Source organism: Solibacillus sp. FSL W8-0372, from assembly GCF_037969735.1.
GTDB lineage: Bacteria > Bacillota > Bacilli > Bacillales_A > Planococcaceae > Solibacillus > Solibacillus faecavium.
Genome location: NZ_CP150204.1, coordinates 3,498,894 through 3,520,494, shown reverse-complemented (window position 1 = coordinate 3,520,494; position 21,601 = coordinate 3,498,894). Strand labels below are relative to the sequence as shown.

The following is a 21,601-nucleotide window of genomic DNA, read 5'->3' as shown; positions in this document are numbered from 1 at the left end:
CAAGTACAGAAAGGGTGAGGCATGTGACCTCTACAACTTCTAAACAATCACTTAGTGCACGAATAAAGAGAGAATTAAATAAAAATTTATTAGTCTATATCGTGCTCATTCCAGTTATCATTCACTTCATCATATTTCAAGTTTATCCATTTGCTCTTAGCTTCTATTTAACTTTTCATGATTGGAAAATAATTGGCGACCCTGAGTTTGTTGGATTAAAGCATTGGAAAAATTTATTTGATGATGAAATCGCATGGAAAGCAATATGGAATACTGTTAAGTTTTCCTTCTACTATATACTGCCGACAATGGCACTTGGCCTAGTTTTGGCACTAATTATTAATTCGGGTATTAAGTTTTCAGGCTTCTTTAAAGGGCTATTTTTCTTGCCGGTTGTTACATCATTCGTAATTATTGCAGGGATTTGGGGATGGTTATTCCGTGGGACAGAAGATGGCTTTATTAACTATTTAATCGGTTTTGTCGGTATTGACCCGCAGCTGTTTTTATCTAGTTCATCACAGGCACTTCTTGTTTTGGCAGGATTAAGTATTTTTAAAGTAGCTGGTACAACGATGATTTATTACTATGCGGGCTTACAATCCATCGACCGCCAATTATATGAAGCAGCACGAATTGATGGTGCAAATTCATGGAAAATGTTCTGGAAAGTGACCTTCCCGATGTTAAAGCCAATACACTTTTACGTTGCAATTACAACAACGATTGGTTCGTTTCAAATTTTTGATTCTGCCTTCCTATTAACAAATGGTGGACCAAACTATTCAACGACTACAATTGTGTATTATCTATATCATCAAGGATTTACAAGCCTGAATTTAAGCTATGCTGCTGTTTTATCGTATGTGTTATTCTTTATCATTTTAATTATCTCGTTAATTCAACGTAAATACATTGGGAAAGACCCAAATTATTATTAAGCTGGTGCGGGGAGGAGCAAATAAATGAAAAAAGTAATCTCTTATACAGCATTGGCAATATTAGCAATCGTTTTTATTATGCCATTTATTATCATGGTGTTCGGATCGTTAAAAGAAGTAAAGCAAGCACAAATTGATCCGCTGTTTTGGCTACCGACCAATCCATCGATTCAAAACTATATTACGATTTTTTCAAACGGCATTTTTTTACGATGGATTTGGAACTCTATCGTTATTACCGTAATTCCGGTTATGACTCAAATGCTTTTTGCAGCACTACTAGGTTATATATTTGCCAAAAAGCAATTTTGGGGAAAAGAAGCGATTTTTTGGATTTTTATGGCGGTTATCATGATTCCTCAACAGCTATTTATAATTCCCAAATATATTATGTTCGCTGATTTCGGTTGGATAAATACATATTGGGCATTAATTGTACCTGAATTATGGGCAATCATGGGAGTATTTTTAGTACGGCAATTTCTACAAGGTATACCGAAGGATTTGGAGGAGGCAGCCTATATTGATGGGGCAAATGACTGGCAGATTTTCTTCAAAATTATTTTACCACTCTCATTTCCGGTTGTTGCGACAGTCGGTACCTTTGCCTTTATTTCAAACTGGAATGACTTATTCCAGCCATTGATTTATTTGACTAATGAGAAGATGTTCCCTGTTACTGTTGGTCTTGCCTCAATGCTCGGAAAAGAAGGCAACTTCGGTGTCGAAATGGCAGGGGCAACAATTTCATTTATACCGACGTTTTTAATATTTATCTTTTTCCAGCGTTATTTTACGGAAGGAATTACGATGTCAGGTATTAAGTAGGGGGCTGTCATGAAGATAGGAATGATTGGAACAGACTCATCTCATGCTATTGCCTTTAGTGAACGATTAATAAATAAAGGTCATGAAATAGTTGCTTATCGAGGTGGATCTTCAATTGAACTAAGCAGTAAAAGGATTGAAAGAATCTCGGAACAATTATGTGAAAACGGTATTCCATTTATCAATTCTTTACAAGAACTGGTGCAGATTTGTGATGCGTTTATCATTACATCAGTTGATGCATCACAGCACTTTGAACAATTTGAAGAGTTGTCAGCTGCAAAAAAGCCTGTTTTCATAGATAAACCATTGGCACAAAATTATGAGCAGGCTTTGGCTATTATAGAGCTTGCCAACAAAAACGGGATTCCTATAATGAGTTGTTCAGCTTTACGGTTTGCAGAAGAAATCCAACTAGCCAAATCCAAAAGGAACATTAAGGCAGTGGATATAATAACCCCACTGCCGATGTTAGGTGATGTAGATTATTTCTACTATGGTATACATGCAGTCGAAATGATTAGTGCATTAAAGGGAATGGGAATCGAAGACATAGCTGTAAGGTCGAATGAACAGCAGCACTTTATCACACTTACATTTATGGATGGTACAGTGTCTACAATTCGTGGTTACTTACAAGGTCGTCAAACTTTTCAATTTGTGACACACACGCATCAACAGAGTGAATGGTTTGAAATTGGTGAAGGTAATTTTCAGTTTTACGATTACTTGATTGAAGCAATTGAACAGTTTTTTAAATTACGGGAAAGTCCAATAAATCAGGCAGAAACTTTAGAGATTATTAGAATATTGGAGTTGATGACTAAGACGGCGGTCAAAAATTATTGATTTTTTATATCCTCCAAAAACTGAATATAATAGATGCGCCTAGGACGACCGCGATGGGCTACCTTTTCCTCGCCGATAATATCAACTAGTCCAGCATCCAACCATTTAAGTAAAATCCGGTTGGCGCTGCGCAGAGTAATATTCAGTGTTTGCGCAAGCTCATCTGCCGTATAAACAAGTTTCTGATGCTTCATTATACGACCCATTAATTTGGAAATATAAGAAGCAGACATTCCAGCTTTTTCAGCCCGTTCCAGTAATTTTAAGTCTGTAATTACTAGAGGGTATTGTTCGTAGTTGATGAAAACGGTCGTGTCTATTGGCCCAATTACACTATTATCTTCGCGCACAATATAGCAGAGATTTGGTCCATTTTCATTTGCCTGGTATAGTGCCTGTTTTGCATGACGACCGGAGTCATAAGCATTAATACCAAATCCAATTCCGATGGTGCAATTGATTTGCAGCTCTTCTTTAAATCGAGAAAGTAATGGTAGATGCTTGTAGCCGAGTGTTTCACGCTCAAGCTGTCCCCTAGTTGTAATAAAACTATATTGCAGTGGATTCAGCATTATTAAATGGCCATCCAACTGCTGTGTAAAATAGTGCAATATTTGTTCTACTTTGGATTGCACTTGATTAGTGATTGATTCAAATTGAATAATACCATATACAATCTGGCTTTCTTTATTTTGTCGTCCTTTGGAGGCTAAAAGCACACGTTCAAAAGAAACGATCATCTCTTGCTTTGTCGGGATTAAATAGCGGCACTCTATATTGCGTTCACATAAGGATATATAGACGGAGGCAATGGTAGTAATAGGGAAGGCACCTTGCTCAGCGTGTTTTGTATGTGCATCCACTATTTCATCAATCGTTTCGCCTATTGAGTAAACAAAATCAATTTCTTGCTGTAATTGATGTGTAATCGATAATATGTCACTTTTCTGCATTAAGTCGAAACAATATTGCTTTTGTACATTTTGTAATTGATGGGTTAATAGTAATTCGTATAGACGAAGTGCTCTACTATTAATTTGATAAAGAGGTAGTGTTGAGTCATAAAGTTTTAGCTGCTGAAAAATATAAGGGTCGGCGACGACCAACATTTCATATTCATATATAAATCGCTGTAATTCGTCCGTCATAGAAAAATCATGAATTATAAAATAATGTGGTTGGATATTTGGGAATCCACGTAATGTTTCTTTTATAGTATCCAACAAAATTTCGGGAACGATAATGCCTATTAAACTTTGTGAGGTATACGCTGTGTGATTATTCATTATGTCTAGGCCTCCAAAAATCCATAGTATAATAATTTTACAGAAATTTGTTAGAATATTCAAATTAAAAAGAGGTGATCATTATGCAAACGGTTCAACAATTGGAAGAATTTATGACAAAACCATCTGCAGCATTGGTAGAGGATATTAAAAAAATTGATGGGGATATACTGATTTTAGGAATAGCAGGAAAGATGGGTCCAACCTTGGCTAAAATGGCTAAGCGCGCGGCACAAGAGGCCGGTATTGAGAAGCGAATTATCGGCGTAGCTAGATTCTCAAATAAAGAGATGAAGGAGGAACTGGAAGCGGCAGGAATTGAAACGATTACTTGCGACTTATTAGATGAAGAGCAACTGGATCAGCTACCGGAAATTCCTAATGTTATTTTCATGGCAGGCAATAAGTTTGGAACAGTAAATAATGAACACTTCACATGGGCAATGAATACATACGTACCAGGTCGTGTTGCAGATAAATATAAGGATTCTAATATTGTTGTATTTTCTTCCGGGAACATCTATCCATTTACTCCTGTTGCAGCAGGCAACTGTGGAGAGGATGTGACACCAGTGCCGGTTGGGGAATATGCAATGTCCACTTTGGGAAGAGAGCGTATTTTCACAAACTTTTCCAATCGCTTCGAAACGAAAATGTTAATGTTCCGTCTAAATTATGCCATTGATTTAAGATACGGTGTTCTATTGGAAATTGCAAAATCAGTTTACAATAACGAGCCAGTCGATGTCACGATGGGTAGTGTCAATGTAATTTGGCAAGGAGACGCGAACGAATATGCCATCCGTTCACTACTGCATTGTGAATCTCCTGTGAAAATACTGAATGTTACAGGGCCGGAAACATTATCTGTACGTTGGTTAGCAAAAGAATTTGCAGCACGTTTTAATAAGGAAGCTTTAATAATCGGTGTTGAGCAGGAGACAGCACTATTAAACACAGCGGCCCATGCCCATAAATTATTCGGCTATCCAAAAGTATCTATAGAGCAAATGCTGGACCTAGTTGCGAATTGGGTAAAATTAGATGGAACAACATTAAATAAACCAACGCATTTCCAAGAGAGAAAAGGGGCGTTTTAAATGAATGAGGCAGCAAGAAAAGCATTGTTAGATGGTGCCTTTATTCCAGCGCACCCATTAGCATTGAACGATGACAAATCATTGGATGAAGTAAGTCAGCGTGCTTTGACGAAATATTATATTGCAGCAGGTGTTGGCGGCTTGGCTGTAGGAGTGCATACAACACAGTTTGAGATTCGCGATCCACAATTCAACTTATATGAGCGCGTACTTTCCTTAGCGATAGACGAGATGAGTAAAGCAAATGTACCTGAATCTTTCATTAAAATAGGCGGTGTTTGTGGTCCTGTAGAACAGGCTTTGAATGAAGCAGCTATATTAAAAAAACTTGGCTATGACTTAGCATTGTTAAGTATGGGAGGATTGCAGGATCAGTCGGAAGAGCAACTATTGGAGCGAACGAGAGAAGTAGCCAAAATTATACCTGTAGTGGGCTTCTATTTACAACCTTCAGTTGGTGGACGTGTATTAACGTATGATTTTTGGCGGGAACTAGCAAATATTGAAAATGTCTTTGCAATTAAGATGGCCCCTTTTAATCGTTATCAAACACTCGATGTTGTTCGTGCAGTATGCAATAGTAGTCGTCGAAATGAAATCGCGCTCTATACAGGTAATGATGATAATATCATCGTCGATTTGTTAACAGAATACGAATTTAATATAAATGGAGAAAGCGTTAAAAAACAAATTGTTGGTGGTCTATTAGGGCATTGGTCGGTATGGACAAAAACAGCTGTCCAATATTTTGAAGATATAAAAGCAATTAGGGACAACGCACAAATAGATGCAAGCTGGTTATCTAAGGCGATTGAGGTAACGGATGCAAATGCCGCATTCTTTGACCCGGCACATGCATTTAAAGGGAGTATTGCAGGGATAAATGAAGTATTAACTAGACAAGGTTTGCTAAAAGGTAATTGGTGTTTGGCAGAACATGAAGTGCTAAGTGAAGGGCAGGCTGAAGAAATTACGCGTGTTTATGAAATGTACCCGCATTTACACGACGACTCATTTGTTAAACAAAATTTAGCAGAGTGGAAATCAGGTGAGCAATGTGAAAGCTTTACAAGCACATAATGGAGTTGCAAAGTTGGTGGAAATACAATCACCCGAGCTTTTTGCAACAGGAGTATTAGTTGAAACCATCTATACCGCTGTTTCTCCAGGAACGGAGCGACTATTAATAGAAGGAAGCAAGGATGGAGTACGTCAACTCGGCTATAGCGCGGTTGGTAAGGTAAAGCAAATTGGCCAAAGTGTCAAAGGTATTCAAGTAGGGGATGTTGTTGCTTGCTACGGTGCACCTTATGTTGGGCATATGGAGCAGCTTGTAGTTCCGGAAACATTGGTTGCTAAGTGTTCTGCAGATGTAATACCGCAACATGCAGCGTTTGCGGCACACGGTACAATTGCTATACACGCAATACGGCAAGGGCAACTGCAGTTTGGTGAATCGGTTGTAGTTATTGGATTAGGTGTACTTGGGCAAATGATTGCAAAAATTTGTGCAGCAGCAAGTTATGACGTGATTTGCTATGAGCCAAATGAAAAACGAGCAGAAATGTTAAAGCATACACCAGGTATCGAAGTTTTTTCAGATTTAATGAAGATGGAGCAACATATTACAACCTTTACAAACGGGCATGGGGTTGATGCTGTACTCTTATGCGCGGGTGGTAAGCATTCCGAAACAACTCCACGTAGTCTGGAGTGGGTTCGAAAGCAGGGGAGGATTGTAATTGTTGGGGATGTCGAACCGCAATTCAACCGAGAACAATTGTTTATAAAAGAAGCAATAGTAACGATTTCAAGAGCTGGCGGACCAGGTCGTTATGATGCTCGCTATGAAAAAGAAGCAATGGACTACCCATATCATTATGTTCGTTGGACAGAAGGACGTAATTTAGCAGCATATATTCGTTTACTGGAACGAAAGGCGATAGATGTTTCTGACTTTGTACAAATGCAAATCCCTTTTAAAAATTCAGCGGATGTATATAACATGTTGGAAAATAGTGAGGCATTAACAGCCATTATTGAATATTTAGGAGGGAATTAAAATGTTAAAGGTTGGTGTAATTGGCGGGGGCTCGATTTCGGAGTTTCATTTAAGACCTTACTTTGAGAATCCCAATGTAGAGATTGTTGCAATCTGTGATACGAATGAAGTAAGACTGCATAGCTTAGGGAAAAAATATTTAGTAGAAAATTTATATACAGAAGTAGGCGAATTTCTAGCGAATGAGCAAATTGATGCAGTGAGTATTTGTACATGGAATAATTCACATGCAGATATTGCCATACAGGCGCTTCAAAAAAACAAGCATGTACTGCTTGAAAAACCATTGAGTCTGAACCTGGAAGAGGCTTATGCAGTGGAAGCTGCAGTAAAAGAATCGAAAAAAATTCTACAAGTCGGCAATGTACGCCGCTTTGCAACAAATGTAGGAGTCCTAAAAAAATTTATTGATGCAGGCGAACTCGGAGAAATATATTATGCAAAAGCTTCATGCCTACGTCGTTTAGGCAATCCGGGCGGCTGGTTCAGTGATATATCAAAATCAGGTGGCGGACCATTAATCGATTTAGGGACGCATATGATTGATTTATGCTGGTATTTAATGGGTAAACCGAAGCCGGTGTCCGTATCAGGAAATACGTATAAGAAACTGGGGAATCGCTCCCATATCGAAAATTTATCCTTTTATAAGGCGGCTGACTATAATGCGGAGCACAATGACGTTGAAGATTTAGCTAATGGACTCATTCGCTTTGAAAATGGTGCCTCTCTATTTGTTGATGTTAGTTTTACATTGCATGCCAAACAGGATGAAATATCAGTAAAGCTGTACGGTGAGAATGGCGGTGCAGAAGTAGAGCCGGAGTTGGCAATTATAAAGGAGCAACATGAAACGATTTTAAATATTACTCCCCAAATTGATTTGTTAAGTTTTGATTTTGCCGGATCTTTTGTAAATGAAATTAATCACTTTGTTGATTGCTGTATTAATAACGTGCAGCCAATTTCACCGGTTAGTGATGGTGTTGAAGTAACGAAAATGTTGTTGGCAATTTATGAATCAGCAGCAACAAACCAAGAAATCAAATTGTAGGTGATAATAATGGTCAAGATAGTATTGGAGAAAGATCAGCAGCTACTAACACATTCTCCGCTGTATCGCTTTACAACCGAGAATAGTGAAGAACCAAATGTCGTAACAATTTTGCAGCAGCCTTCAGCAGAAGCATATCAACCATTCTCAATATCAGAAAAACAAGGTAACATCTATTTTGATTTATGGTCCTATTCATTTGCCATTCAACTAAAGCAAGTATTGCAAGCGCACGATACTGTAAAAGGTGTACTTCGATTGCGGAGAACAACTAATAATTTTTCATATATAAAGGAAGATATCCTTGCCTTGTCAGAATGGTTTGGGGATGTTCGAAATGTGACAGTTCGTTCGAATAAAGGCGGCGAAATGCATTATACAATCGTTCTGTGCGAATTTGGGGATTCTATTATGGCTCATTTGGAATATCAATCAGGTAATGACCGTATTGAATTTGAGTGGAGTAGTCATCTGCATATTGTAGAGTTTGATAGTTTGCAAATGAGCAGTGACAAGGATAATAATCGAAACCTCTTTAAAAATATTGATGCAGTTGTTCAGTTTGCTATTCATTGGAATGAATCGTACGAAAAAAAGCTTAGTACTATACAGCAGTTCCTACAAAGAGGTGAACAATAATGAACATTGGCATTATGAGTTTTGCGCACATCCATGCAACGAGCTATGCGACGGCAATTCAACGTATTCCAGATACGAAGTTAACCGCTATTTTTGATACAGATACAAAAAGAGGCGAAGAAGCAAGTAAGCAATATGAGGTTCCGTTTTTTGACGATATGGAATTATTTTTGGCAGAAAATATTGATGTAGTTCTTATTTGCAGTGAAAATGTCCTTCATAAAGAGATGGTGATTGCTGCTGCAAAGGCAAAAAAGCATATTTTATGTGAGAAACCAATTGCTACGAATGTTGAAGATGCAAAAGAGATGATCAAGGCTTGCGAGGAAAACGGTGTGCATCTTTCAATAGCCTATCCAGTTCGTTACAGTGCACCGATCCGTGATTTAAAAGCTGCTATTGAAGCTGGTGAGCTTGGCGAAATTATAGCAATAAGGTCTACTAACAGGGGGCAAAATCCTGGTGGCTGGTTTGTAGATGAGCAGTTGGCAGGTGGGGGTGCAGTATTGGATCATACTGTGCATATGGTTGATATTATGCGCTGGTATATGAATTGTGAAGCAAAAGAAATAACGGCATTTGCGAACAATTATTTTACCGAGCTTAAAACAGATGATGCAGGAATTATGACGATCGTATTCGATAATGGTGTAATCGCTTCACATGATGCTAGCTGGTCAAGGTTCCCGCAATTTCCGACGTGGGGTGACGTGATGATTGAAATCATCGGTACGAAAGCAACACGTAAAGTGGATGTGTTTAATGAGAAGCTCCAACTTTACGGAAAGGGCAATAAGTCGCTTACACATTTGTATAGCGGAAATGATACTGATTTTGATTTGATAGTAGATTTTCTAAAAGCAATTAGGCATGGAGAAAAGCCACTTATCTCCGGTTATGATGGCTTGAAATCTCTAGAAATCGCATTAGTTGCATATGAATCCAATAGTAGAAAGCAAGCTGTAATACTATAAAAACCTCAAAGGATACTCGCACTGGGTATCCTTTTGTTCAACTAATAAGTAATTGATGAAGGGATCGATGCAAATGAATCAGCAACTGACGTATAAAAATGAAATTGAACAATTTGCATTTGAGGAACTAAAGCGCTTTTATACAGGTAAAACTCCGGTTATTTTTGAATACTTTGATATACCGAAAAATGGGATTGAATTTGAAATTACTCAGACTAAAGAAAGTTATGTACTTCGTGGGAATACTCCCCGCTCCTTATTATACGGAGTGTATAAATTTATCGAAAAAGTAGAAGGCATTGTATTTTTTGATTTACATCAACCAAAAAAAATAGTTGCCGAAGGGTTTTCAAGTACTTATGAAGGGACGCCGAAGTTTGCTCGCCGAGGAAATGTATTCGAAACAATTGATGATATCCCGTTTTTAAAAAGTATGCTGGATGTGGGGACTAAAAATGGTTTAAATGAAGCCTTCTTTACATTTTTTCTATGGGATGAGGTTAAGGAAGCGTTATTGCCTGAAATAAAAAAGCGCGGTATTGATGTCACGTTGGGCGGGCACAGTTTACGCTATTTAGTAGCAAAGGCTAATGGTGTTACTGTATCAGGTAAGTCAGCGACAGATGGAGCGGTAAATGATTTAATTGGTGAGGAAACGGAATTTACAGCAGCCAATGCGCTTAAAAACCATGACTTTCTTCAAGATGAAAAAGCACAGCAGGCTGTTATTCAAGTTATTGTGTCTTATTGCAAGACTGAACCTGTTATACGAAGGATTTCGTTATGGCCGGAAGATGTAGGGGCAAAAGGTGAAGAGGCAAAACTATTTTTAACACAATATATTGCATTTACTGAAAAACTTCAGCAAGCTTTAGTAACAGCAAATCTACAAGTAGAAGTAGAGCATATTGTTTATAATGCCGGTCTAAGCTGGGAAATGCTTGAGCGCAAAGAGCATCAAGTAAGTTCTGCAAATGTTCTATATGCGTATTGGGGACGTAATTATGCACAAAGTTTTAAGTCACAGCGAGATCAGCGTGCATGGGATAGCCTACTGGACTGGCGGAAGGCAACAGACAAACAAGTTACCATTTTTGAATATTACAGTGATCATTTTATGTTAAGTGAGCTCTTCCCATTATTATTTAATCGAATAAAAATGGATACAGAGCGTTATAAGGAAATTGGCTGTGAAGGGATGGTCAATTTAGTTGTCCCACTGCATAAAGTAGCAAAGGCGCAACCACATATGGAGCAGTATGATTACCAACAGTATCAGCAATTGAATAATATCGTATTTGCACGTTCTCTATGGGAAGGGGTAGAAACAGTTCCTCATTTGCTGTCGTCATCCATGCAGGAGCTTGCCGCGAAAATCGAAGCGCTTTTTGCCCAAAATAGTCAGTATAATGCTAGTTTCTTTCCTAATCGAGTCGTTGAGGCAAAAAATCCAAACTCGAAAAGTGAAGTATTGGATTTACTGAACGCAATGGAACAATTGCTGCAACAGGAGCAAATTGAAGAACCGCTTCAAAAATATGTTGATGCATTACAGCAAGTGGTAAATGCTACAAAGTTACGTTGGGAGGCTTTATAAATGTGGGAATCGGTTTACTATTACCGCAAAAAAGAAAAGAGAGAACAACACTTTAATCAGGATGTGCTAATATACGGTGCTACACCAGCCGGGATAACAGCAGCAATCACATTAAGAAAGAACGGGTATAGTGTGCGTATTGCCGAATGCAGCCGCTTTATTGGGGGGATGACGACAAGCGGCTTGGGGGCAACTGATTTAGGAGCGGAACAGGCAATTGGTGGTTTAGCAAGGCAATTTTATAATGAGATAGCCAACTATTATGGGATGGATAAATGTGTACGTTTTGAACCGCATGTAGCAGAGCGTATTTTTAGAACATGGCTACAAGAGCAGGAGATTGATGTTCAAACAGAACAATTTATTGAGTCGGCTGTATTGGAAAATCAAAGTATTCAGCAAGTCCGAATGACAGATGGAACTACCTATGAAGCAAAGCAGTTTATTGATGCAAGCTATGAAGGGGATTTGTTAGCACATGCAGGTGTTGAATACATTGTCGGAAGAGAAGCAGGCACAGTGTATAAGGAAATTTACAATGGTGTTCAATTTGGGACACAACACCATAAGTTTGAAAGCTTTATTGATCCATACAAAGAAGAGGGGAATCCATCAAGCGGACTACTCTACGGGATTTCAGAAGATAATGTGACAGAGCATAATGGGTCAGGCGATCATCGCATTCAAGCTTATAATTTCAGGATTTGTTTAACGAAGGATCAAAAAGTAGCTTTCCCAAAACCTAATGGATATGAGCGAAACCATTATGCACTACTGTTACGCTATATAAAGGCAGGACATTGGGATGCAATGAAGTTACATACACCTTTGATGAATGGAAAGACGGATTTAAATAACCACGGGGCATTTTCAACGGATTTTATCGGGATGAATTATGCATTCCCCGATGCGAATTATGAAACAAGGGAAGAACTGTATCAGAAACATGTCACATATGTAGCGGGGTTACTGTACTTCCTGGCGAATGATGAAGAGGTGCCGTCTGTTATTCAAGAAGAAGTAAGGCAGTGGGGATTGGCGTCAGATGAATTCATCGATACGGACAACTGGCCACGGCAACTTTATATTCGCGAAGCACGGCGAATGATAGGCGAATATGTGATGACCGAACACCATGCGCTACAGCGTATATTTTGCGAAAAACCAATTGCTGTCGCATCATTTCATATGGATTCTCACCATTGTCGACGAGTTGTTGTAAATGGTCGTGTAATGAATGAAGGGGACATACAAATACCGGTAAAGCCGTTTATGATAGATTTACGAGCACTTTTACCGAAAAAAGAACACTGTGTGAATTTAGTTGTTCCTGTATGCCTGAGTGCTTCTCATATTGCGTATGGTTCAATTCGTATGGAGCCAATATTTATGATGCTCGGGCAAGTGGCAGGTACTGCAGTTGCTACTGCAATACGGGAAAGTAAGCCAGTACAGGACATTTCGTATGAACAATTAAAACAACAGCTAATAGAGCAAGGCCACATTGTGGAATGGGACGAAAGCTTTGTGGATGACCCACTACGTCGAATGGAAGAAACATTTGGGGGGAAGTAAAATGTTAAAGCCAGTAACACAGGAATTTCACGAGGATATTATAAATTTATGGAATATGTGCTTACCTGATTTTAAGCTGACAGATCGCTTGCTTGAACAAAATACATGGCAATCTCCGTATGTTTTACACGAAGGAAGCGCAATAAAGGAACAGGATGGGAAAATTGTTGGGGTAGTCATTGCAAAAATGTGGCATGAAACACATGAAATTGCTTTAAATAAGGAACATGGTTGGATTCAAATGTTGCTCGTGCACCCAGACTACCGTCAGCAGAAAATTGGCACGGAGCTTTACAAATTTGCAGAACAGGCACTTTTGAAAAACGGTGTGAAAAAAATACAAATCGGTGGGGATTTAGGACATCTATTATGCGGCGTCCCGCTTGCACAGCAGGCAGGTGTGGCGTTTGCAGAGATGTTTGGTTTTAAACAAGTTGTTGAAAGTGTAGACTTCACAAAATCGATTACTGAACCACTATCCCTTCCGGAAAAAGATAATGTCGAATTTGTATTATTAGAAAAGGATGAGCAACAGCAGTTATTAGAATTTATGGCACAATCGTTTCCGGGACGATGGACATTTGAAGCGCATGATTATTTTGCCCAGGGAGGTACGGGGAGAGATTATGTCGTTGTGAAATGGGAAGGCAAGATTGTTGGCTTCTGTCGGATAAATGACGAATATAGTGCCTGGAAGGGGCCGAACTATAACTGGGCAGAGCAGTTTGACGAGTTAGGCGGTATTGGTCCATTAGGGGTAAATGAGGATTATAGAAAGTATGGATTAGGAAGAGCTGTAATCGAAGCAGCAGAATTTTATTTACAACAGCGCGGTAAAAAGACATTTTTTATTGATTGGACAGATTTAATCGCCTTTTATGAAAAACTAGGTTATACGGTTTGGAAAAATTACGGGATTTTTGTAAAGAAGGTGGACTGAATGTGGATTTTAAGTGCTGATATCGGTGGAACAAAATTAGCACTTGCTTTATCAAGGCAAGAACAGCCGGAGTACTTAATAAAGCAAATGGAAGTGAAAAGTCCTCAGCAATCCGATACTTTATTTGAAGCTATGATTTCAGGTTTTAATAAGCTATTGGAAGGGGAAGAGGGCGACGTTGTCAAAGTTGCGGTTGGATTACCAGGAATATTAGATTTAAAGCAGGGACTTGTAGTACATCAGCAAAATTTGCCTTGGCGTAATTTTCCGCTCGTTCAGAAACTTCAAAAGGTGTATCCACACGCGCAAGTTTTTATGGAAACAGACATGATGACTGCAGCTAACGGTGAATATAAAATCCGCCGTTTTGAAAAGGAAACATTTATTTACTTAACCGTGAGTACAGGAATTGCCTGCTGTATGATACATGATGGACATTTTATGAGAGGTGCCGGAGTTCCAGGCGAAATCGGCTTTTCGCTATCAAGCACGGGGGACTTTTTTGAAGATGTATGTGCTGGACCAGGATTATTGAAGATTTTACAGCATCATACTAAAGAAGAGAAAACATTGCCAGAATTTTTTGCCCGTTATTACAAGCAGGATGAACTTATTGTGCCACTAATTCATAAATGGCAGCGGGAAATTGCCCAAAAGATTCATAGTTTTATCCTTTTAGTAGATCCCCATGTCATTGTACTTGGCGGCGGTATTATGAATCATCATCCGCAAATTGTGGAGGAAATTTCTCATTTAGTCGATCAGTACTTTAGTTTGCCGTTTTTTGAACATAAAAAGGGTCGAGTACAAGCCAGTTTAAATAAAGGCAATGCGGGATTAATTGGTGCAGCATTGCTATAAAATATAGAAGAAGCATTCAGAAAATCCGAATGCTTCTTTTTGGTGATTCTGTTATTTAACGAATACGCATTTCTGTTGCTGGATCGAAGAAATGGGCTTTTGCCAAGTTGAAGTTAAGTGGAAGCTCCTGTCCCATAGCAACATTCGCATCTGCATGAATTTTACCGACAAATTGCTGATCGGCAATTGTTGCATAAACAATCATTTCTGCACCGGTTAATTCACTAACTTGTACTTTCGTTGTTACAAGGGTACTTGAATCCTGTTTATTGCCATCGTTAATATCCTCTGGGCGAATACCGAGTATAATTTCGTGATTTACATAGTTTTGCTCTTTCAATATTTTCAGCTTTTCGTCCGGAATTCGGACTTTCTCATTAGCGATTTCGAAGTAGTCACCTACTACATTACCACGGAGGAAGTTCATTGCTGGAGAACCAATAAATCCGCCGACAAATACGTTTTCAGGTGTATCATATACTTCACGCGGTGTACCGATTTGCTGAATGACACCATCCTTCATGACAACAATACGTGAGGCCATCGTCATCGCTTCTGTCTGATCATGGGTTACATATATTGTTGTTGTATTTAAACGGTAATGGAGCTTCGTAATTTCAGAACGCATTTGGACACGTAGTTTTGCATCGAGATTCGACAATGGCTCATCCATTAAAAATAGCTTCGCATCACGAACAATGGCACGTCCTAATGCAACACGCTGCCGTTGACCACCCGAAAGAGATTTTGGCTTTTTATCCAATAAGTCAGATAACCCTAAAATAGCAGCAGCTTCGCGTACTTTAACATCGATTTGCTCTTTTGAAAATTTACGCAGCTTTAAGCCAAACGCCATATTGTCGTAAACATTCATATGGGGGTATAGCGCATAGTTTTGGAAAACCATCGCAATATCACGATCTTTCGGTTCTACCTCATTGACTCGTTTGCCGTCTATACGTAACTCACCATCTGATATTGTTTCAAGACCAGCAACCATACGCAATGTTGTAGATTTCCCGCATCCTGATGGGCCGACAAGAACTAGAAATTCACCCGGCTCAACTTTTAAATGAAAATTTTCAACGGCAACATAGCCATCTGGATAACGCTTTACAAGATGATCAAAATCTAACATAAAAAACCAGTCCCCCTTTTTTCATATTATAAAAGATTAAAAGGGGACTGCCTTTGTGCAATGTGCTTAATATTTTCAAGAATATTTCGTTAATTTTTGCAGTTGAGCGGCTAAATAGGCTAATAGCAAGTCTTCATTGCGCCTCAAATCCAAAGCGGTCTCCTCCGAATAACGCTGTACTCGATATAATAATGTATTGCGGTGGATATGTAATTCTTTAGCGGCCGAGGACATGTTTCCATTATGGATAAATAATGTTGTAATTGTAGTAATCATTTCTTCATGTAAATTATTGTGCAATGTATGTTTTAAATATTGCTGCATTGGCAGGTTCAGATGAATTGGCAGCAAGCTTTGGAAGCTTTCCGTAAATGTATAAATCGTTTGGTATTGCAGATTTTGAATGGATTGGAACATTGTTTGTTCCGATTTAAAGGATGAATGAAGCATTTCGGAAACCGGAAGTATTTGCCCGATAAAAAGTTGTCCATGCAAATAAAAATCATTTTCCAGTATTGCTAGAAATCCTTCTAGTTCTTCCAGAGAGTAGTCTTTAAATAAAATAATCCAAAATGTATCGGTAGAAACTTCTAGTAAGTAAGCATCGTGCATAAAGAACAGCTCAACCGCATCTTTTAATTGATGCGCATCTTTCTTTGCATGATACTGTAATATGCGAACGGAAGAATAGGGGGTCTCCTTAGGAACTATCCCTTGCGTCAATAAAAGTAGCCAAGGGTCAACTTGCTCAGTACATTCAGTGTAAAAATGTTTTAGGAATAGGGAATCCCGTACTGTTATTTCACTTTTAGCAATTTCATACCAACATGTATTAGTAGCATCATAGAAGGTAGACGTTGCAAAATTTTGGTGTGACGGATATATGTGATGTATTTTTAGGGAAGGAAATAATTGTGCAAGTTGCATAGTAAAGCCTCCTTTTATACAAAATTAAGCATAGAAAAAGCGAATTTAGTAGAGAATATAACTAAATACGCTTTTATTGTATCACTTTATCAATAATTATCGAATCGTTACCGCGGTACCTGTAGCGACACACATCATCATGCCTTCACGCAGTGTTTCAAAATCAAGGTCTACAGCTACGATAGCGTTAGCTCCCATACTACGTGCACGATCAGTCATTTCTTGAATGGCAATTTTTCGGCCTTCTGCCAATTTATCTTCGTAAGAGGCACTACGACCACCAACGATATCTGTAACAGATGCGAAAATATCCCGTACAATGTTTGCCCCCATAATTGCTTCACCTGATACAATGCCATGATAAGTTTCAATTGTTTTACCTTCGATTGTATTTGTTGTAACTACTAACATAAAAGCACTCCTTTAATTGTAATAATTACATATACGAGGAAAATCATAAAAGGTTTCGTTGATCTCAGAAAATCAAAAACGGCATGCACCTTTCAAAGTGCATACCGTTCTACATTATTTTTGTTCTTCTTTTAATATACGTTGAGTTTCATTGAATTCTTCTTCAATTTCTGAATTTGGCTTAAAAGTTAGTAGACTTACAACTACCGCTACAACAAGACACGCGAAAAATCCTGGAACGATTTCATACAGCATACTTGTTAAGCTTTCTGTACGTCCCCATACGAAAGCAACAGCAGCACCGACAATCATGCCTGAAAGTGCACCATAATTTGTCAGTTTACGCCAGAATAAAGAAAGTAAAATGATTGGACCGAATGCTGATCCAAAACCAGCCCAAGCAAATGCTACTAGACCTAGTATTGTATTTTCCGGATTCCATGCAACAATTGCAGCAAAAATTGAAATCAATAATATGGAAGCCCGACCTAAAAATACGTAATGCTTATCTGTCGCGGATTTATTAAATAATGCTTTATAAATATCTTCAATTAGTGCTGAAGAGGTAACAATCAATTGAGACGATATTGTACTCATAACTGCCGCTAAGATTGCTGCAAGCACAATCCCCGCAATGAACGGGTGGAATAAAATTTGGCCCAGAACGATAAATACTGTTTCGGCCTCCTTTAATTCCGCTGTTTGCTGCTGGAAGTAGGCAACACCAACTAATGCAGTTGCAATTCCTCCTAATAGACTTAAAATCATCCAGCCAACTCCGATTCGGCGGGCGCTTTTCGTTTCTTTTACCGATGAGATAGCCATAAAGCGAACAATTATATGTGGCTGACCGAAATAGCCAAGTCCCCATGCAAGGGATGAAATGATAGCTGCTGCTGATGCAGTAGCAGGAAGAAGGCTTAGCATTTCCGGATCTACTGCCTTAATCGAATCTATCGTTTCGCCAATGCCGCCTGTTACGAAAATCCCGATTACAGGTACAGCAATTAGTGTAACAAGCATGATTATTCCTTGAATAACATCTGTGTAACTAACAGCTAAAAAGCCACCAAATAAAGTATAGGCAACTACTACTGCCGATACAGCAATCAGTCCTGTATGATAATCCATTCCGAATGAACTTTCGAAAAATTTACCTCCAGAAACCATTCCTGAAGATACATAAAATGTAAAGAATACTAAAATAATAATACCAGAAGCAATACGTAATAATTTCGTATTATCGCGTAACCGGTTATCTAAATAACTAGGAATCGTAATCGAATCCTTTGTGACTTGAGTATAAACGCGTAAGCGGGGCGCTACGAGCAACCAGTTTAAATAAGCACCGATTGTTAAACCAATGGCAATCCAGGCTTCAACAAGTCCTGATAAATATATTGCACCAGGTAGTCCCATTAATAGCCATCCTGACATATCAGATGCACCAGCACTTAATGCCGTAACTGTCGCGCCAAGTCCGCGCCCTCCTAACATGTAATCGTTTAAGTTACTTGTTTTTCGGAATGCATACCATCCTATTCCGAGCATGGCAATCATGTAAATAATAATGGCTAATAATTGATAAGTGTAATCAGACATACAAACAGCTCCTTTTTTTAATGAATTTTAATAATTTCAGCATATATAACACTAAAATATATCGTCAACGCATTATAATTGGGCGTCACTTCTGATTATTTCTTCCTTTTTGTAAAGCGGCCAGCTATAAAAGCGCCAATAGCGACTGCTAAAATAGTATTTGTCTTTTTAGTAAATACTTGTTTTGTAACGAGCGATAGATTTTGCGGACGTTCTGCCAATCGACGCATAAAATAGCCGTACCAATCACTTCCAAATGGAACGTATGTACAGAAGTTATAGCCCTCTTTTGCAAGGGTGAATTGCATCTCTTTACGGAAACCGTATAGCATTTGGAATTCAAACTTTTCGTAAGGGATATTATGCTGAGCGACAAACTGCTTCACATGATTAATAACATTATGGTCATGAGTTGCAATAGAAGTGAACTTTCCATGAAGTAAATGATACTCAATCTGCTCGATAAATTTTCGGTCAATATCTGCTTTATTTTGATAGGCAACAGAATCATCTTCTTTGTAAGCACCTTTTACAAGGCGTAAACGGTAATCTTTATATTTTTCTACGTTTGCATCTGATTCAAAAAAGTATGCTTGAATAACCGTACCGACATTATCGTATTGAGCATGGATCTTTTTTAACAGTTCGAACGAGGGGTGTAAACGTACATAGTTTTCCATATCAAAGTTAACAAAAATACCATACTGATTTGCCAGGGATACAATCTCTATTAAGTTTTCATAGCAGAATTCGTATTCAATATCTAACCCTAACTGTGATGGCTTTAACGAAATATGTGCGTCTAGATTTTCACTGTGAATGCGTTCAATCACTGCGATGATCTGCTCTTTTGCAGCAAGGGCAGCAGATTTTTCAAACACAAATTCTCCTAGGTTATCTACCGTACACGAAATTCCTTGCGCATTCAAATATTTAATACTTGCTACTACTTCGTCAATATTTGTACCTGCAACGACATTTTGCGCCCCGAACTTTAGGCCATACTTTTGGGCAGCAGAATTTAATGTTTGATTCTCAGAAAGTGCGATAAAAAAATCCTTTAATGACATTTTGAATAAACCTCCCGGACAAAAAAAGTAATTTTATTGTTATTGAGCTGAGTATAAAACAAAATATTTAAAAATGGAAATAGATTTTAAGTGTTTCAATGTGAAGGAGATGAAGAAACGAGGAATACCAATGGAATTTAGTGCGAAAAAACTTTCTTATATTATCTTTTTTAGCTATTTTATGCTATAAAATGCACTAATTTAATTGGTGCAATGATATATTGCACTTTGAATAACAAAAAAGAAAGACCTATTAATGAGGTCTTTCAAATGGTAAAAAATATAATATTTTTCCAAATTAGCCGCTACTTACGCTTCAGTCGGTACTGAAGACCTTGCCGATGAATACCTAATGCTTTAGCTGTTTGGGATATGTTTCCGTTGTTCAGCTGTAGTGCATGCGCTATATAATGATCTTCAACTTTACGCATATATTCATCAAGGGGCTGTAAATTCTTTTGAGAAAAATCGAACAATGTTTGCTGTTCAGATGTAACAGGTTCTGCTTGTTTAAGTTTCCACTTAAAATAAGCCGGAATATGAGCATGCTCTACATATTCTTCTGTTGTAAGTAACGCGCTCAAATCATCAAGTAAAACTTCAAGTTCTTTTAAATTACCAGGCCAATCATAACTCATGAAAATTTCCTCGACTTCAGGAGCTAACCCCTTCACAGAGATTCCATATGCCATTCTTCGGCGGGCAAAATAATCATCAACGAATGGCTTTATATCTTCACGGCGTTCACGTAGAGCCGGCACCTGTATCGTTAAGTTTGAAAATAAATAATACAAGTTTTTAGCCAGACTTCCTTGTTGTATTAAATCAATCGGATCTTCACCAATACTTGCGATAAAAACATGATTGCGTTCACTATGTTCTTCCAATAGCTCTACAATACGGTTTTGCGCTTCATCCGATAAAAATTCAATTCTCTCAGCGAAAAAAGTGTAATTTTTTTCTTCCGCAATATACTTTTCAATTTGCGTCAACAAAGTTTTTTCATTACGACGGCAAATAAGGGTAATAAAACGTTCGTTCTTCTCCGCAAGCTCATGGTGAATCCCTTCGGCAATCATATCTTTTCCTGTTCCTGGTTCCCCAATTAGCATAACTGGGATACGCCCGAGTGCGGCAATTTTAGCCTGCTGGATAACTTGCTGCATCGATTTTGAAACTGCTGTAATAATATCGAAAGTTAACGGTGCACCGTAACGACTCAATGGACGATCCATTAAAAATTCCTGCTGTGTAATATCACGCGAAAATTGTATGGCGATTTTCGTACCGTCATCTAGGGTATAGGGATAATAGTCATTCATCATAGTGACTTCTTCTCCTAAGGTATTCCAAAAGGTTTGTTTAATATGTTTATAGCTTTGTCCGGAGTCTAATACTTTTTGTAGCATATTTTGCTCCAAATTGAAGTCAAGTGATTGTGATAAAAAGCGCTGTGTAATTTGTTCTAATGTTTCTCCAGTGAGTTCACGCATTTTTTTGTTATATACAATAACACGTCCATTCTCATCGATGGCACAAAGACCGGTTTCTATCTTTTCAATCATAAATTCAAAGATACTTGTAAGGTCTAACTGGTTCATATGTAGTCACCCCTTTTTTATTTTAACATGGGTCATTGTTTTGAGATAATTTGCGTAATTGCGAAAAAATAATTGATTTAAGCATTATTATATTGCATAATTCAAAATAAGAAACATAATTTTATGCAAAAAAATAATGCACTTAA

Annotated in this window: 20 protein-coding genes; 13 read left to right on the top strand and 7 right to left on the bottom strand. The window is 38.2% G+C overall.

Annotation, left to right across the window (positions count from 1 at the left end):
- The first annotated feature begins 23 nt into the window (after positions 1-23).
- From MKY13_RS18020 to MKY13_RS18010, 3 genes are read left to right on the top strand one after another with little or no spacing between them, the layout of a single operon-like run.
- A complete protein-coding gene (locus tag MKY13_RS18020) occupies positions 24-941 on the top strand; it encodes a sugar ABC transporter permease (protein ID WP_339214279.1) in 918 nt (305 codons plus the stop codon).
- Between the two features lie 24 nt (positions 942-965).
- Positions 966-1,769 carry a carbohydrate ABC transporter permease gene (locus MKY13_RS18015; RefSeq protein ID WP_191700899.1) on the top strand — a complete coding sequence of 268 codons (804 nt, stop codon included), beginning with the start codon at positions 966-968 and terminating at the stop codon, positions 1,767-1,769.
- Positions 1,770-1,778: 9 nt separating this feature from the next.
- Positions 1,779-2,618, top strand: coding sequence for a Gfo/Idh/MocA family oxidoreductase (locus MKY13_RS18010; RefSeq protein WP_191700900.1), 840 nt, complete (start codon positions 1,779-1,781; stop codon positions 2,616-2,618).
- Here the strand turns inward: MKY13_RS18010 and MKY13_RS18005 are convergent.
- The gene (locus MKY13_RS18005; RefSeq protein ID WP_191700901.1) at positions 2,612-3,904 is read right to left on the bottom strand and encodes a transcriptional regulator; all 1,293 of its coding nucleotides are present in this window, start codon (positions 3,902-3,904) and stop codon (positions 2,612-2,614) included. The two genes, MKY13_RS18010 and MKY13_RS18005, sit on opposite strands and share 7 nt — an antisense overlap.
- 83 nt (positions 3,905-3,987) lie before the next feature.
- Between MKY13_RS18005 and MKY13_RS18000 the strand changes: the two genes are divergently transcribed.
- The 10 genes from MKY13_RS18000 (at position 3,988) to MKY13_RS17955 (ending at position 14,706) form a co-directional block, all read left to right on the top strand.
- A complete protein-coding gene (locus MKY13_RS18000; protein ID WP_191700902.1) occupies positions 3,988-5,004 on the top strand; it encodes an NAD-dependent epimerase/dehydratase family protein in 1,017 nt (338 codons plus the stop codon).
- Positions 5,005-6,084 carry a dihydrodipicolinate synthase family protein gene (locus MKY13_RS17995; RefSeq protein ID WP_191700903.1) on the top strand — a complete coding sequence of 360 codons (1,080 nt, stop codon included), beginning with the start codon at positions 5,005-5,007 and terminating at the stop codon, positions 6,082-6,084. It begins immediately after the preceding gene.
- A complete protein-coding gene (locus tag MKY13_RS17990) occupies positions 6,062-7,066 on the top strand; it encodes a zinc-binding alcohol dehydrogenase (RefSeq protein ID WP_191700904.1) in 1,005 nt (334 codons plus the stop codon). The genes MKY13_RS17995 and MKY13_RS17990 overlap by 23 nt, the downstream gene beginning before the upstream one ends.
- A gap of 1 nt (position 7,067) precedes the next feature.
- Positions 7,068-8,120 carry a Gfo/Idh/MocA family oxidoreductase gene (locus tag MKY13_RS17985; RefSeq protein WP_191700905.1) on the top strand — a complete coding sequence of 351 codons (1,053 nt, stop codon included), beginning with the start codon at positions 7,068-7,070 and terminating at the stop codon, positions 8,118-8,120.
- A 9-nt stretch (positions 8,121-8,129) separates the two neighbouring features.
- On the top strand, positions 8,130-8,759 hold the full coding sequence (locus MKY13_RS17980; protein ID WP_191700906.1) for a peptide ABC transporter substrate-binding protein: 630 nt from the start codon (positions 8,130-8,132) through the stop codon (positions 8,757-8,759).
- On the top strand, positions 8,759-9,733 hold the full coding sequence (locus MKY13_RS17975; protein ID WP_191700907.1) for a Gfo/Idh/MocA family oxidoreductase: 975 nt from the start codon (positions 8,759-8,761) through the stop codon (positions 9,731-9,733). The genes MKY13_RS17980 and MKY13_RS17975 overlap by 1 nt, the downstream gene beginning before the upstream one ends.
- Positions 9,734-9,806: 73 nt before the next feature.
- Positions 9,807-11,330: a hypothetical protein gene (locus MKY13_RS17970; RefSeq protein WP_339214270.1), complete on the top strand. Its 1,524-nt coding sequence runs from the start codon at positions 9,807-9,809 to the stop codon at positions 11,328-11,330.
- Positions 11,331-12,905 carry an FAD-dependent oxidoreductase gene (locus tag MKY13_RS17965; protein WP_191700909.1) on the top strand — a complete coding sequence of 525 codons (1,575 nt, stop codon included), beginning with the start codon at positions 11,331-11,333 and terminating at the stop codon, positions 12,903-12,905. It abuts the gene before it with no gap.
- Between the two features lies 1 nt (position 12,906).
- Entirely contained in the window at positions 12,907-13,845 is a 939-nt protein-coding gene (locus MKY13_RS17960) for a GNAT family N-acetyltransferase (protein ID WP_191700910.1), read from the top strand.
- Positions 13,846-14,706 (top strand): ROK family protein, encoded by an 861-nt coding sequence (locus MKY13_RS17955; RefSeq protein ID WP_339214267.1) that lies wholly within the window; start codon positions 13,846-13,848, stop codon positions 14,704-14,706.
- 55 nt (positions 14,707-14,761) lie between these two features.
- On the opposite strand, the gene ugpC is transcribed toward MKY13_RS17955, so the two are convergent.
- The 6 genes from ugpC to MKY13_RS17925 form a co-directional block, all read right to left on the bottom strand.
- On the bottom strand, positions 14,762-15,844 hold the full coding sequence (gene ugpC, locus MKY13_RS17950; protein WP_191700912.1) for a sn-glycerol-3-phosphate ABC transporter ATP-binding protein UgpC: 1,083 nt from the start codon (positions 15,842-15,844) through the stop codon (positions 14,762-14,764).
- 75 nt (positions 15,845-15,919) lie between these two features.
- Complete coding sequence (locus tag MKY13_RS17945) at positions 15,920-16,771, bottom strand: helix-turn-helix domain-containing protein (RefSeq protein WP_191700913.1); 852 nt, start codon at positions 16,769-16,771, stop codon at positions 15,920-15,922.
- 96 nt (positions 16,772-16,867) lie between these two features.
- Entirely contained in the window at positions 16,868-17,182 is a 315-nt protein-coding gene (locus tag MKY13_RS17940; protein WP_191700914.1) for a YbjQ family protein, read from the bottom strand.
- 114 nt (positions 17,183-17,296) lie between these two features.
- The gene (gene putP, locus MKY13_RS17935; protein WP_191700915.1) at positions 17,297-18,784 is read right to left on the bottom strand and encodes a sodium/proline symporter PutP; all 1,488 of its coding nucleotides are present in this window, start codon (positions 18,782-18,784) and stop codon (positions 17,297-17,299) included.
- Between the two features lie 95 nt (positions 18,785-18,879).
- Complete coding sequence (locus tag MKY13_RS17930; protein WP_191700916.1) at positions 18,880-19,854, bottom strand: proline dehydrogenase family protein; 975 nt, start codon at positions 19,852-19,854, stop codon at positions 18,880-18,882.
- Between the two features lie 305 nt (positions 19,855-20,159).
- Positions 20,160-21,455 (bottom strand): sigma 54-interacting transcriptional regulator, encoded by a 1,296-nt coding sequence (locus MKY13_RS17925; protein ID WP_339214263.1) that lies wholly within the window; start codon positions 21,453-21,455, stop codon positions 20,160-20,162.
- Positions 21,456-21,601 lie beyond the last annotated feature (146 nt).

Coding starts and splice junctions, on each gene's coding strand:
- MKY13_RS18015 (WP_191700899.1), top strand. CDS start 966: ATGAAAAAAGTAATCTCTTATACAGCATTGGCAATATTAGCAATCGTT.
- MKY13_RS18010 (WP_191700900.1), top strand. CDS start 1,779: ATGAAGATAGGAATGATTGGAACAGACTCATCTCATGCTATTGCCTTT.
- MKY13_RS18005 (WP_191700901.1), bottom strand. CDS start 3,904: ATGAATAATCACACAGCGTATACCTCACAAAGTTTAATAGGCATTATC.
- MKY13_RS18000 (WP_191700902.1), top strand. CDS start 3,988: ATGCAAACGGTTCAACAATTGGAAGAATTTATGACAAAACCATCTGCA.
- MKY13_RS17995 (WP_191700903.1), top strand. CDS start 5,005: ATGAATGAGGCAGCAAGAAAAGCATTGTTAGATGGTGCCTTTATTCCA.
- MKY13_RS17985 (WP_191700905.1), top strand. CDS start 7,068: ATGTTAAAGGTTGGTGTAATTGGCGGGGGCTCGATTTCGGAGTTTCAT.
- MKY13_RS17980 (WP_191700906.1), top strand. CDS start 8,130: ATGGTCAAGATAGTATTGGAGAAAGATCAGCAGCTACTAACACATTCT.
- MKY13_RS17975 (WP_191700907.1), top strand. CDS start 8,759: ATGAACATTGGCATTATGAGTTTTGCGCACATCCATGCAACGAGCTAT.
- MKY13_RS17970 (WP_339214270.1), top strand. CDS start 9,807: ATGAATCAGCAACTGACGTATAAAAATGAAATTGAACAATTTGCATTT.
- MKY13_RS17965 (WP_191700909.1), top strand. CDS start 11,331: ATGTGGGAATCGGTTTACTATTACCGCAAAAAAGAAAAGAGAGAACAA.
- MKY13_RS17960 (WP_191700910.1), top strand. CDS start 12,907: ATGTTAAAGCCAGTAACACAGGAATTTCACGAGGATATTATAAATTTA.
- MKY13_RS17955 (WP_339214267.1), top strand. CDS start 13,846: ATGTGGATTTTAAGTGCTGATATCGGTGGAACAAAATTAGCACTTGCT.
- ugpC (WP_191700912.1), bottom strand. CDS start 15,844: ATGTTAGATTTTGATCATCTTGTAAAGCGTTATCCAGATGGCTATGTT.
- MKY13_RS17945 (WP_191700913.1), bottom strand. CDS start 16,771: ATGCAACTTGCACAATTATTTCCTTCCCTAAAAATACATCACATATAT.
- MKY13_RS17940 (WP_191700914.1), bottom strand. CDS start 17,182: ATGTTAGTAGTTACAACAAATACAATCGAAGGTAAAACAATTGAAACT.
- putP (WP_191700915.1), bottom strand. CDS start 18,784: ATGTCTGATTACACTTATCAATTATTAGCCATTATTATTTACATGATT.
- MKY13_RS17930 (WP_191700916.1), bottom strand. CDS start 19,854: ATGTCATTAAAGGATTTTTTTATCGCACTTTCTGAGAATCAAACATTA.
- MKY13_RS17925 (WP_339214263.1), bottom strand. CDS start 21,455: ATGAACCAGTTAGACCTTACAAGTATCTTTGAATTTATGATTGAAAAG.